The following is a 14,189-nucleotide window of genomic DNA, read 5'->3' on the forward strand; positions in this document are numbered from 1 at the left end:
TAAATTTTTAAGATTGTTAGTATTAATAATTTACTTTATATTTATTGTGATTGAAAACATAGTTTTTTTAATATTAAATTTGAATTATGAAATAGGTTAATAGTGAAGGAGTATTAAATCTGTTAAATAAAGGAGTTTTGTGAATTTATGCAAAACTATAAATTTTTTAAATAAAAGAATAATTTATAAAATTAAAAATAATTTTTATAAATTAAAACTTTTTGGAATACAGTATGGTAAAAATTTACAAATTTATGGTAATGTTAAAATTTTTGGTAATAGATGTAATATAAAAATTGGAAATAATTGCAGTTTAAATGAAGGAACTATTTTAAGTGCAAATGGTAAAATAATTATAGGGGATAATGTTGTAATTAGTTCCTATAGTGTTTTACATACAGGAAAATTGAAAATTAATATATGGCCTATTAAAGAACATATTTATGAAGATATTGTTATTGAAAATAATGTCTGGATAGCATCTCATTGTATTATAAGCGGTGGAGTAAAAATAGGAAAAAATGTAATTATTGGTGCAAATAGTTTTGTAAATAGAAATTTAGAATCCGGATATTTTTATGCTGGAAATCCTGTAAAAAAAATATGTAAAATAGAAAATTTAAAATGATTTTACTTCTTACGCCTAATTCATTGAACCCTTTTCATCCACGTATAAAAATTACGAAAGAAATTTTAGAAAAAAATGGTTATAAAATTTTTTTTCATAATTTAAATTCAAAAACAGAATTGAATAAAATTAACTATTTTAGTTTAGGTTTTTTCAATATAGTTGCTTTTTTTAAAAGTATTAGTTATATTCTAAAATATAAAAAAGAAGTTAAAGTCATTTATATCACAGATTTACAATATTTGCCTATTAGTATCTTAGCCAAAATTTTTAATAAAAAAGTTATTTATGAAACTTTAGATAATAATGTAGAACTCCATTTTTATAATCTTTCAAAAAAACATCAAATAATTAAAAATCTAAAGTTTTTAAAATCAATATTTTCTTTTTTAGAAAAATTGTTAGTTAAAAATTTTTGTGATGAAATTATTGTTAATTCAAAAGCTTTAAATGAATATATTTTACCTTTAAAAAGTAATATTATCTATTATTCTTCTCCTTTTGAAAATAAATTTATAATTAACTATGAACAAAAAGAAGTAATTTTTTTATATTTAGGTTTATTTTCAAAAGATAAAGGGGCTGAGGAAATATTGGATTTTATAAAAAAATATAAAATAAAAGGATATATTTTTGGAAATATTAAAGAAAAGGAATTAAATGAAAAAATAGAAGACTTAAAAAAAGAAAATTTAATTGTTTATTTTCCTAGACTTTCTCCAGATGAATTAGAAAAAAAATTGAAAGATATTTTTGATAAATATAGAATAATAGGTGTTAGTTTAATAAAACCTGTTCATTTTAGTTATGCTACGCAAGAAGCTAATAAAGATATAGATTATATGGCAATGGGTATTCCTATTATAGGTAATTATAGAATACCTACAAAAGAAAAAATTGAAAAAGGATGTGGTGTTTTTTTTGATAAAAAGGAAGATATACAAAAATTGATAGAAAATAAAAGTTTTTATAAAAGTTTATCCTTAAATGCAGTTGATCTATATAATAAAAGATATTCGCAAAAAATTTATAAGTATAAATTAATAAAGATAGTAAAAGGTTTATTTAGATGATTATAATCAAATTACCGACTAATAACATTCCAGAAAGAAAATATATTATAGATGTGATTTTTAATGAATTTTTAGGACTACATTATAAAATTGAAATTGAAAATATAAAAAATTATGAAATTCTTCTAGAAAATGGGAAAAAATTAATATTTGAAGATAGTTTTTTTAATAAATTTAAAAAAGATTTAGATTATTTGAAATTAAAAAACATTTCTGAAAAAATAACTTATTCTAAAAAAGAGAATAATATTTTTTTAGTAGAAGATAATTTACCTATTATTTATGGCAAAAATAGAATTTTAATGAATAAAAATGAGATTATTTGTGGAATAGACATTTTTGCTTCTTCTTTTTTTATGTTAACTAGGTGGGAAGAGTATGTAAATAAAGTTAGAGACAAACATAATCGTTTTCCTTCATATGCTAGTTTAGCTTATAAATATAATTTTTTAGATAGACCTGTTGTAAATGAGTATGTTGAGATGCTATGGAATATGTTGAAATTTCTAGGTATAAATCAAGAGAGAAAAAAAAGAGAGTTTGAATTAGTTTTAACTCATGATGTTGATTTTGTCTATAAATATGCAAGTTTAAAAAGTGGATTAAGAGAAATTATTGGAGATATTGTAAAAAGAAAAAATATTAAACTAGCTTATAGCAATATAATTAATAAGTTAAAGTTCCATTTAGATTTAATAAAAGATCCTTTTGATACATTTGATTATTTAATGGATATTAGTGAAAAAAATAATACAAAATCATATTTTTTTTTACACTCAAGCACTGCTTCAAAATATGATATTGATAATAATAAATTTTTAAAGAAAATTGCAGATAAAATTCAAAATAGAGGTCATTTTTTAGGATATCATCCATCTTATAATTCTTATAATAATGAAGGATTATTTAGAAAAGATAAAGAAAAAATCGAAAAAATAATAAACCAAGAATTAAAATTTGGAAGACAACATTTTCTAAGATTTGAAGTTCCTACAACCTGGCAAATATGGGAAGATAATAATATGGAGTGGGATTCAACTTTATCATATGCTGATAAAGAGGGATTTAGATGTGGAGTTTGCTATCCTTCTTCTGTATTTAATATTTTAAGTAGAAAAAAATTAAAATTGAAAGAAAAACCATTAATAATAATGGAAGGTAGTTTTACTACTTATCAACAAAATATAACTCCACAAAAAATGGAACAAAAAATTTTTGAATTAATAAATAAAGTAAGAAAATATAATGGAGAATTTGTGTTTTTATGGCATAATAGCAGTTTTAATACTTTAAATTGGTTAAAATTTCAATACATTTATGAGAAAGTTTTGAAAAAATGAAAAATTTTACAATACTAGGAGCAAGGCTGCAATTTATAAAAGCAGCGGTAGTAAGTAGAGAAATTAAAAAATATCCGGATATTAAAGAAATTATTGTTCATACAGACAAGCATTATGATATTAATATGTCTGATATTTTTTTTTGAAGAAATGAAAATATCAAAGCCTAATTATTTTTTAGGAGTTGGAGGAAAATCTCATGGTGCGATGACATGTCAAATGATAGAAAAGATTGAAGAAATTGCATTAAAAGAAAAGCCTGATTGGATATTAGTATATGGAGATACTAATTCTACATTGGCTGGAGTTTTAGTTGCAAGGAAACTTCATATAAAATTAGCTCATGTAGAAGCAGGGCTTAGAAGTTTTAATATGAAAATGCCAGAAGAGATAAATAGAATTCTTACAGATAGAATAAGCAATATACTATTTTGTCCAACTGAAACAGCAGTTCAAAATTTAAAAAAGAAGGATTTCCATTTAAATTATCAAATAATTATTGTCAAAAAATAGTTAATGTTGGTGATGTAATGTATGATGCAGTTCTTTATTATAAAAAATTTGCAAAAAAACCTGAAAATTTAAGAATAGAAAAAGATTTTATATTATGTACTATTCATAGAGCTGAAAATACAGATAATATAGAGAGATTAGAAAATATTTTTGAAGCGCTAGAAGAGATTGGAAAAGAAATTCAAATTGTTTTACCACTTCATCCAAGAACAAAACAAAAATTAAAAAATCTATCTCAATCTACTATCACTATTATTGATCCAGTAGGTTATTTTGAAATATTATGGCTTTTGGATAATTGTAGGCGTGTTATTACAGATAGTGGAGGGTTACAAAAAGAGGCTTATTTTTAAAAAACCATGTATAACATTAAGAGATGAAACAGAATGGATAGAGCTTGTAGAAAATGGATTTAATACATTAGTTGGTGCAGATAAAGAAAAGATTATTGAGAGTTATAAAAAATTTACAAACAACCAATCACTAATAACTAATAACTATTCATTAAATTTATATGGAGATGGAAGAGCAAGTGAGAAAATAGTTAAGGAAATTTTAAAATGAAAAAAATTTTATTTATAACAACTTTTTTTTATCCTCAGAATAGAATACCAACATTAAGAGTAGGACAATGGAGTAAATATTTAGCAAAAAATGGTTATGAAGTTTTTGTATTGACTACAAAGAAATATTCTTTTATGGGGCCATTGGGATTAGATGAGAAACTTCCTGAAAATGTGAAAAAAATAGAAGTAGATTTTTTACCTAATTTATTAAAGAAAAAACTAGATAATAAAGAAAGAATTGTAAAAAGTAATAATAAAGATAATTCAAATAACATCACAAAATTAAAATTAATTATTAGAAAATTTAGAAATTATATAGGAAGCTTATTTGATATACATGATCTATGGATAAACCCAGCTATTAAAGAAGCGAAAAAAATTATAGAAAAAGAAGAAATTGATTTTATTATTAGTTCATATTCTCCCCCAGCTGTATCAGTTATTTCACATAAATTAAAAAAATTATATCCTCATTTACAATGGATTGCTGATTTTAGGGATTTATGGGCATATAATCATGTTTTTTATGCAAAAGGTATTTTTGGAATTTATGAAAAGTATAAAGAAAAAAAAATTCTTTCAAATGTTGATAAAATTATAACTGTCTCCAATCCACTTACAGAAGAGATGAAAAAACACTATCCTACTAAAAAAATCTATACCATAGAAAATGGTTTTGACCCTGAGGAATTCCATAATTGGAAAAATACCCTAAAAGTAAAACCTAAAATAAGTAACAAATTAGTTATTTCATACTTGGGAACAATTTATCCTGGGAAACAAGATCCTTCTATTTTATTTGAAGCTTGTAATGAATTGATAGAAGAAGGATTTATTGAAAAATCTCAAATAGAAATAAATTTTTATGGAAATAATAAAAAGCAGTTAGATGATATTATAAAATCTAAAAATTATAACAAATACGATATCATTAATATTAAAGGTTTTGTTTCAAGAGAAGAATCTTTAAAAGTTCAAAAAGAATCTGATATGCTTTTGCTTTTGGAATGGAACGATCCCTCTGCAAAAGGAGTATTAACGGGAAAATTATTTGAATATTTAGTTAGTGGACGTCCTATTTTAGGTATTGGTATAAATAATGAAAATGAAGCTGGGAAATTGATTGAAAAAACTAAAACAGGAAAATTATTTACAAATAAAGATTTACTAAAACAAGAATTAAAGAAAATCCTCTTAAATAAAAAGATTGATTTTTATAATCCTATAGTTAGTAAAATTGAGAAATATTCAAGAGATAAACAAGTGTTACGATTAATTGAAATAATGGAAAGTTAAATTTGATTTTTTTCGAGCATCTTTTAGAATTGCAAGTATTTTATTATAAAAGATAGAGGAAGATTAATGCGATATAATAAACTGGAAAGATCTATAGCTTATTTTTTGTCAAAATTTCCTAAATTTAAATTATTTGTCAAAAAAAACTATCAAAAGATAAATTATTTAATAAATAAAAAAGATTATAATTATAAAAGTAAATATGAATTAAAAAAAATTACTTATCTATCTAAAGAATCTTTTTTTGGTTATTATGATAAATCACCTATTAATAAAACTAATGAATTTATTATATTTCATTCCTCTAATACTTCTACTAAGCAATTGCCAAATCCTTCTATTCCGATAGATATAATTTTGTATGATATTAAAAATGGTAAATTTAAACTTATTGATAAAAGTTATGCATATAATTGGCAACAAGGCTCAAGGCTTATGTGGGTAGATGATTATAGATTTATTTATAATATATTTGAAGATAATGATTATAAGTCTAAAATATATGATATAAAAGCAGAAAGTTTTAAAATAATTGATTTTCCTATTTATGATGTTTTTAAAGACAAATTTGCTTTTAGTTTAAATTTCGAAAGACTTGGAATAGGTAGAGGAGATTATGCATATAAAAATAAAAATTTAGATATTAATTGGAAAGATAACGAAAATGATGGCTTATATTTTATAGATTTAATAAACAACAAAGTAAAATTGATTATTTCTTTGCAAGATGCTATAGAAATTAATCCTAAAAGCAATGTAGCAAAAAAACATAAATTTAACCATATAATGATTTCCCCAAATGGTAAAAAAATAATGTTTATGCATAGATGGTTTTTAGAAAATAATCAAAAATTAGATACTTTGTTAATAGCAAATGTAGATGGTAGTAATTTAAAAATAGTTGTTAATAGTGGAATGGTAAGTCATTGTTTTTGGTATGATAATGAAAATATTTTTGGATATTTAAGAGAGTTTGATGGAGATAAATATTATATGATAAATATAAATACTTTAGAAAAAAAAGTAATTGGCAAGAATATTATTGATAAATTTGGAGATGGTCATCCAAATATTTATAAAAATAATATAGTATTTGACACATATCCAGATAAATCTAGAATCTTACATCTATTTATATATAATTTGAAAACAAATAAACTAGAAGAATTAGGAGAATTTTTTCAAAGCTTTGATTATTATAGTGAAACAAGATGCGATTTACATCCAAGATTTAGTTTCGATGGAAAAAAAATATTTTTTGACAGTGTACATGAAGGAAAAAGGTATTTATATATGATGGGTTTAAAAAATGATTAAGGTAAGTGTAATAATAGTTGTACGAAATGAGGAAAAATATATAGTTGAATGCATAAGATCAATAGAAAAGCAATTTGAAGATAATAATATTTGGGAATTATTAATTGTTGATGGTATGAGTGAAGATAGAACAAGAGAATTAGCTGAGAATTATTTGAAAAACAAAAAATTTAGATGGAAAATAGTAGAAAACCCAAAAAAAATTTTAGCAAGTGGTTGGAACATTGGAATAAAGCTTGCTATAGGAAAATATGTGATTCGACCAGATGCACACAGTAAACTATGTAAAAATTATATTAAAGAAGGAGTTTCATCACTTAAACAGTTAGATGAAAAAGTAGCTTGTGTAGGTGGAGTATTAAAAAATGTAGGAGAAGGTTTTTGGGGCGAAGTTATTGCTGATTTATTTTCCTCTAAATTTGGAGTTGGAAATTCAGCTTTTAGAACAGGAGTAAAAAAATTAGAATTTACTGATACATCAGTTTTTGGTCTTTATAAACGGGATATTTTTGATAAAGTAGGGTTATTCAATGAAAATCTCAAAAGAAATCAAGATATTGAACTTCACAAAAGAATTTCTAATGAAGGTTATAAATTTGTTACAAATCCAAATATGAAAGCAAAATATTTTGTAAGGAATAATGTAAAAGATTTAGTAAAAAAAGCGTTTAGCGATGGATATTGGATAATAGCTTCTTCTAAATCATATATAAGACATAAAATTCCGCTTTTGTTTGTTTCATATTTAATTTCTATTCCTATATTTTTAAAATTTATTGATATTGAATGGTTTGATTTATTATATCTATTGCCGTTAATATTATATTTTATTTTGGTATTAATCTTTTCATTAAATGATGGTAAAAGTTATAGAAAGTTTTTACTTTTCTTTCTATTTCCTATATTTCATATTTCTTATGGTTTGGGATCATTAAAGGCTTTAATTGATAAACTTATAATGAGAATGAGAAAATATTTTGATAATTATTTTAAAGTTCCTATTTATTAGTTGTAATATGACAAATCATTCTTTTTTAAGTTAGCAAAAAATTTGATAGAGTTTTAAGGAAATTATAGTTTCAAGATTAGGAACAGATATGCAGATACCATTTCATAGACCATATATAACAGATGAAGAAATTAATGAAGTTATAGACAGCCTTAAAAAAGGCTGGATTACAATGGGGAAAAAAACTATAGATTTTGAGAGTAAATTTAAAGATTATATTGGATCTAAAAATGCTATAGCAGTTAATTCATGTACCGCAGGACTACATTTGGCACTTAGGGCTATAGGATTAAAAGAAGGAGATGAGGTTATAGTTCCTGCTACTACTTTTGTTGCTACAGCTGAAGTTGTTAATTACTTCAAAGCAAAACCTGTTTTAATAGATATAGAAAAAGATACACATCTTATAGATGCTTCAAAAATAGAAGAAAAAATTACGCCGAAAACAAAAGTAATTATCCCTGTTCATTTTTCAGGACAACCTGCTGATATGGATGAAATCTTAGAAATTGCAAAAAAATATAATCTTTATTTTATAGAAGATGCTGCTCATGCTCTACCTGCATGGTATAAAGACAAAAAAATAGGAACTATTGGAGATTTAACAGCTTTTAGTTTTTATGCAACAAAAACACTTGCTACTGGTGAAGGGGGAATGGTAACAACTGAAAAGGATGAATGGGCAGAAAAGATTAGAATTTTAAGACTTCATGGAATAAGTAAAGATGCGTGGAAAAGATATTCTAAAGAGGGAAGCTGGGAGTATGATGTTATTGAAAATGGTTATAAATATAATACTACAGATATAAACTCAGCCCTTGGGCTTGCTCAGCTTAATAAACTTGAATGGATGTGGAAAGAAAGAGAAAAAATAGCAAATCTTTATAATAAAGCATTTACAGGCTGTGAAGAGTTAATACTTTATAAAGTTAAAGAAGATAGAATATCTTCCTGGCATCTTTATCCTTTAAAGCTAAATATTGAAGCATTAAAAATAGATAGAAATCAATTTATAGAAGAGCTTAAAAACAGAGGAGTCGGAACAAGTGTTCATTTTATTCCTCTTTATAGGTTTTCTTACTATAAAAACCATTTTAATTATAAAGTAGAAGATTTTCTAAATAGTGAATGGATTTTTGAAAGAGTGATTTCTTTGCCTATTTTTCCTGGAATGAATTTAGAAGAGATTAATTATGTCATTGAAAATGTAATAGATATAGTAAAAAAATATAAAAGGTAATGAGTGTTATATAAACAATATATAAAAAGGCTAATAGATTTTATTTTATCATTAATAGGTCTGATACTTTTATTGCCTGTTTTCATTATAATAGCAATGCTTATAAAAAATGAAGACGGCGGTAGCATTTTTTTTAAACAAATTAGAGTAGGACAAAATGGTAAATTTTTTAAGATATATAAATTTAGAACTATGGTTGAAAATGCGGAAAAAATTGGTGCACAAGTTACTAAAGGAAATGATCCTAGGATAACAAAAATTGGAAAATTTTTGAGAAAATACAAACTAGATGAACTCCCCCAACTAATCAATGTTTTAAAAGGTGATATGAGCTTAGTTGGTCCAAGACCAGAAGTGCCAAAATATGTAAAAGCTTATAAAAAAGAATATGAAGATATTTTAAAAGTTAAACCAGGAATTACAGATTATGCAGCTTTAGAGTATATAGATGAAGAAAAAGTCTTAAAAGATGCTAAAAATACGGAAAAAGTATATCTTGAAAATATATTACCAGAAAAAATAAAATATTATCAAAAATATATACATGATATAAGTTTTTTAACAGATTTAAAACTTATTCTTAGAACAATTGCGGAAATAATTAGATGATAAGTAAAATTGAAACTTTATTAAAACCTACAAAAACAAAAAGGTTTTTATTTTTTTTATTAAGTGATATTTTTTTATTTACAATTAGTTTTATACTTGCTTTTCTTTTGAGATTTGATTTTAATATACCAGATAATTATAAATCATCAATTATTTTTTGGACTCCAATTTTTGTTTTTGTTAAGATTGGAGTTTTATATTTATCAAATATCTATAATATAAACTGGAGATTTGTTAGCTTAAGAGAGTTATTTAAGATTTCATTTGATCTTTTTTTAGTCTCTTTTATATTTTTTATAATAAATTGGTTTCTTCAATTAAATTTAAATCATTTTTCCATTCCAAAATCGATAATAATTATAGATTTTGCTATTTCTTTGATCTTAATAGGAATTTTAAGAATTTCAAAAAGAATTTATTTAGAAATTTTCAGTGTAAAAAAAAGTGGTAAAAATACATTAATAATAGGAATAGGTGCAACAGGTGAAAGAATAGCAAGAGGATTAATAAAAGATACTCAATATAATCCCGTTGCTTTTGTTGATGATGATCCAAATAAAATAGGGACTATAATTCATGGAATACCAGTTTTAGGAAAAATAAAAGATATTCCTTATATTATTAAAGAAAACAAAATAGAAACTGTAATATTAGCAATTCCAAGCCTCAATCATAAAGATATCAAAAAAATACATAATCTTATAAAAGATTTAGGAACACAAGAGATAAAGATTGTTCCTAGTCTTAAAAACCTTCCTGAAAATATAGAAATAACTGTAAAAAGTTTAAAAGATATATCTATAGAAGACTTACTTTTTAGAGAAGAAATTAAAATAGATAGAGATCAAATTTTCAATCTTTTAAAAAATAAAAAAATATTAGTAACAGGAGCTGGTGGTTCAATAGGAAGCGAAATAGTAAGGCAACTAATTGACTTTAAGCCAAATAGCATAATAGCTTTTGAGATAGATGAGACCGAGCTTCATAATCTAACTTTAGAACTTTCAGAAAAGTTAAAAAATTCAGAAATAGAGTTTATTCCTATTGTTGGAGATGTTAAAGATATAGAAAAATTGGATAAAATTTTTCAAAAATATATTCCAGATATTATCTTTCATGCTGCAGCTTATAAACATGTTCCTTTAATGGAATATTTTCCAGAAGAAGCTGTAAAGACAAATGTATTTGGAACATATAATTTGACTTATATGTCTATCAAATATAATGTTAAAAAATTTATAAATATATCTACTGATAAAGCGGTAAATCCTACTAGTATAATGGGAGCAACAAAAAGATTTGCTGAGATAATATGTAATAGTTTTAATCAACTAAATAAAACAAAATTTATATCTGTAAGATTTGGAAATGTGTTAGGAAGTCGAGGAAGTGTTATTCCTATTTTTCTTGAACAAATAAAAAAAGGTGGCCCTGTTACAGTGACCCATCCAGAAATGAAAAGATACTTTATGACAATTCCAGAGGCAGTTTTACTTGTTTTTCAGGCTGCGGCAATGGGAAGTGGGGGAGAAGTTTTTGTTCTTGATATGGGTGAAGAAGTAAAAATTGTTGCATTAGCAGAAGAACTAATTAAATTACAAAACTTAGAACCATATAAAGATATAGATATTATATTTACTGGCTTAAGGGCTGGCGAAAAATTATTTGAAGAGTTATTAACTGCAGAAGAGGGAACAGATAAAACTTACCATGAAAAAGTATATATTGCAAGAAATCCACAAATATTTTCATTAGAAGAGTTAAATGATTATTTAGATAAATTAAAGAATATTTCAGTTGAAAATCCAGAAGAAATAAAGAAATTTTTAGGTAAAATCGTACCTTTTTATCAAGAAGATTAAATTATCTAATATATCATTTTAGACTATTACAAATTTTTAGAAATTCCAGTTAGAATAATAAAGATTTTTTCAAATAAGGAAAATTTGTGGAAAAAATATTTAATTTTGATGATGAAAAATTTTCAACGAAAAGTATTATCGCTCTTATTTTGATAGCTTATATTTTTTCTTTAGCAGTTAGATATTATTGGATATATTGGGCTTCAGGCTTTCCAGAATTTTTTTGGAATGGTCAGATTATGATAAATACAAATGATGGATACTTTTTTGCAAGCGGTGTACAAAAAGCTCTTTATAAAATGCATCAATTTAATCCTTTAGTGCCAGAATTTTGGGATAGAGGACTTGTTTTTGTAACGTCGATACTTGTAAAAATATTGCCTTTTTCTTTTGAGACAATATTGCTTTATATGCCTGGTTTTTTTGCTTCTTTGATAATTGTTCCAATTATACTTCTTGGAAGAATTTATAAACTAACCATGGTAGGTTTTTTTGCAGCTATACTAGCTTCAATAATCTGGAGCTATTATAATAGAACAATGTTTGGTTATTATGACACTGATATGTTTAGTGTTATGGTTATAACTTTTATATTTTATTTTTTAGTTTTGTCTATTGAAAAAAAGTCTTTAAATGCTATTTTTTGGGCATCTTTAATTTCTTGTATATATCCTTTTTTATATATTCCTGGAGAAAATGTTCTTTATGGGCTTATAATTTTATATACTATTTATGCTTTTATTTTTCATAGAAAAGATGAGTTTTTCTATCCTAGTTTAATTTTGCTATATACATCTTTGTTTCCGTTATATATTTTAATAAAAATACTATTGGTAATAATATTTTATATACTTTTAAAAACCCAAAAAATCTCTAAAAATTATGAAAAATATATTGCTTTTATTGCAATAGCTATATTTTTTATATGGAGCAAAGCCATTTTTAGTATTTGGGGAAGATTTTCAGCATATTTTTTTAAAGAAGGAACAATAGAGGAGGGGCTTCATTTTTATAAAGTTATGCAAACTATTAGAGAAGCCTCAGGCATATCTTTTGAGACTTTATCAAATAGGATAAGTGGGCATATTTCACTTTTTTTACTATCTTTACTTGGATATGTTTTGCTTATCTGGAAAAAAAGAAATTTTGCAATAAGTTTAGTTTTTGTAGGTCTTGGAATATTTGCTTTAAAAGGTGGTCTTAGATTTACAATATATGCTGTTCCATTTTTAGCTTTTTCTCTTGTATATCTTTTTTGGATATTTACTATATGGATAAAAAATAGATATGTAAGATATGTTGCAGTTTTTGTTTTTACAATAGCAGCCTTAATACCAAATATTTTACATGTAATTGAATATAAAGTTCCAACAGTTTTTAACAAAAGCGAAGTTGAAGCATTAGATCTTTTAAAAAGAAAAAGTTCGCCAAAAGATTTTGTTTTAACATGGTGGGATTATGGATATCCTATATGGTTTTATGCAGAAAAAATAACTTTGATTGATGGTTCAAAACATAAACATGACAATTTTATAATTTCTGAGATTTTATCTACATCATCTCAGCTTGAAGCTGCAAGGCTTTCAAGAATTGCAGTTGAGAAATATGCAGAGCAGATAAAATGGTATAAAAAATATGAAGAAGAAAAATTGGATATTTCAAAGATACCTGATGAATTTATCTTTGGAAATAAAGAAAAATATGTGGCATCATACCATTTTTCAGTTGCTGATGTACTGTTTCAAAACAGAAAGAAAAATCAGATAAATCCAAATGAATTTTTAGAAAATCTTAGATACAATGATATAAAACTTCCAGAAAAAACTAGAGAAGTTTATATATATCTACCTCTTAGAATGATGGAAATATTCCCAACTGTTAAAGAGTTTAGTAATATTGATCTAATAACTGGAAATAAAAAATCAAATCCTTTTATATACTATACAGAGTTTTTCAAAGATAGCAAGGATAAAATATATCTTGGAAGAGGAATATTTTTAGATAAAAGAAAAGGAGTTCTTCTTTTTGGTAAAAAGATAGTTCCACTTAAAGCTTTTTATACGGTAGCTTATACAAAAGGCGGAAAAATTATCAAACAAAAACAGAATCTAAGAGAAAAAGCTCCATTATCTGTGATTTATCTACAAAGTTACAGAAGCTTTTTAATTTTAGATGATGAAATGTTAAACTCATTATATATTCAAATGTTTGTTTTTAATAATTATGATAAAGATCTTTTTGAGCCTGTTATAATTTCGCCATGGAGTAAGATATTTAGGGTAAAAATTTAAAAAATTGCCTTATAAAATAAAAATGTATATACAAAAGTATTTATATAGATCATATAAGGAGATATTTTTATATCAGCTGGCAAACCGATAATCTCTTCTATTTTTTTTCCTTTTATTAGAGATTCTATAATCCATAGCTTAAAAGCTATATCGCTAATTTTAAGTAAAATCATAAAAACCATCCAAAAATTAAAAATATTATATTTGATTGCAATAAATAAAATAAACCATAATGAAGGATGAGAAAGATAAAAATATATTTGTCCCTTTTTAAATTTATCAAAAATATTTTCAACTATTTTAAAAAAAGTATCAGCTTTTTGCCAAGAGGCTTCGTAAATTTCAAATATTATTAAAATAATTAGATAAATAAATCTTTCATCCATAATCTCACCTAAAATTTTTTTGTTATTTTAATCTAATTTGACTAAAATTATGCCTATAA

General features: G+C 24.2%; 11 protein-coding genes and 1 pseudogene. 11 read left to right on the forward strand and 1 reads right to left on the reverse strand.

Going from position 1 to position 14,189, the window contains the following annotated elements; genetic code table 11:
• Window positions 1-139: 139 nt before the first annotated feature.
• The 11 genes and pseudogenes from QML81_RS05240 to QML81_RS05300 all read left to right on the forward strand — a co-directional run bounded on the left by QML81_RS05240 (window position 140) and on the right by QML81_RS05300 (window position 13,744).
• Window positions 140-628: an acyltransferase gene (locus tag QML81_RS05240; protein WP_281950364.1), complete on the forward strand. Its 489-nt coding sequence runs from the start codon at window positions 140-142 to the stop codon at window positions 626-628.
• Window positions 625-1,701, forward strand: coding sequence for a glycosyltransferase family protein (locus QML81_RS05245; RefSeq protein ID WP_281950365.1), 1,077 nt, complete (start codon window positions 625-627; stop codon window positions 1,699-1,701). Before QML81_RS05240 ends, QML81_RS05245 begins: the two co-directional genes overlap by 4 nt.
• Window positions 1,698-3,041 carry a polysaccharide deacetylase family protein gene (locus QML81_RS05250; RefSeq protein WP_281950366.1) on the forward strand — a complete coding sequence of 448 codons (1,344 nt, stop codon included), beginning with the start codon at window positions 1,698-1,700 and terminating at the stop codon, window positions 3,039-3,041. The genes QML81_RS05245 and QML81_RS05250 overlap by 4 nt, the downstream gene beginning before the upstream one ends.
• Window positions 3,038-4,118, forward strand: a pseudogene (gene wecB / locus QML81_RS09205) (non-hydrolyzing UDP-N-acetylglucosamine 2-epimerase). The gene QML81_RS05250 and the pseudogene wecB overlap by 4 nt, the downstream one beginning before the upstream one ends.
• Window positions 4,115-5,416, forward strand: coding sequence for a glycosyltransferase (locus QML81_RS05270; protein WP_281950370.1), 1,302 nt, complete (start codon window positions 4,115-4,117; stop codon window positions 5,414-5,416). Before wecB ends, QML81_RS05270 begins: the two are co-directional and overlap by 4 nt.
• 66 nt (window positions 5,417-5,482) lie before the next feature.
• Complete coding sequence (locus QML81_RS05275; RefSeq protein ID WP_281950371.1) at window positions 5,483-6,733, forward strand: TolB-like translocation protein; 1,251 nt, start codon at window positions 5,483-5,485, stop codon at window positions 6,731-6,733.
• Window positions 6,726-7,742, forward strand: a complete 1,017-nt coding sequence (locus QML81_RS05280; protein WP_281950372.1) for a glycosyltransferase family 2 protein — start codon at window positions 6,726-6,728, stop codon at window positions 7,740-7,742. The genes QML81_RS05275 and QML81_RS05280 overlap by 8 nt, the downstream gene beginning before the upstream one ends.
• Before the next feature lie 88 nt (window positions 7,743-7,830).
• The gene (locus tag QML81_RS05285; RefSeq protein WP_281950373.1) at window positions 7,831-8,982 is read left to right on the forward strand and encodes a DegT/DnrJ/EryC1/StrS family aminotransferase; all 1,152 of its coding nucleotides are present in this window, start codon (window positions 7,831-7,833) and stop codon (window positions 8,980-8,982) included.
• A 3-nt stretch (window positions 8,983-8,985) separates the two neighbouring features.
• A complete protein-coding gene (locus QML81_RS05290; protein WP_281950374.1) occupies window positions 8,986-9,591 on the forward strand; it encodes a sugar transferase in 606 nt (201 codons plus the stop codon).
• Window positions 9,588-11,453, forward strand: a complete 1,866-nt coding sequence (locus QML81_RS05295; protein WP_281950375.1) for a nucleoside-diphosphate sugar epimerase/dehydratase — start codon at window positions 9,588-9,590, stop codon at window positions 11,451-11,453. The genes QML81_RS05290 and QML81_RS05295 overlap by 4 nt, the downstream gene beginning before the upstream one ends.
• 86 nt (window positions 11,454-11,539) lie before the next feature.
• On the forward strand, window positions 11,540-13,744 hold the full coding sequence (locus QML81_RS05300; protein WP_281950376.1) for an STT3 domain-containing protein: 2,205 nt from the start codon (window positions 11,540-11,542) through the stop codon (window positions 13,742-13,744).
• Here the strand turns inward: QML81_RS05300 and QML81_RS05305 are convergent.
• On the reverse strand, window positions 13,741-14,130 hold the full coding sequence (locus QML81_RS05305) for a hypothetical protein (RefSeq protein WP_281950377.1): 390 nt from the start codon (window positions 14,128-14,130) through the stop codon (window positions 13,741-13,743). The genes QML81_RS05300 and QML81_RS05305 overlap by 4 nt on opposite strands.
• Window positions 14,131-14,189 lie beyond the last annotated feature (59 nt).

This window comes from Nitrosophilus kaiyonis (assembly GCF_027943725.1).
Lineage (GTDB): Bacteria > Campylobacterota > Campylobacteria > Campylobacterales > Nitratiruptoraceae > Nitrosophilus_A > Nitrosophilus_A kaiyonis.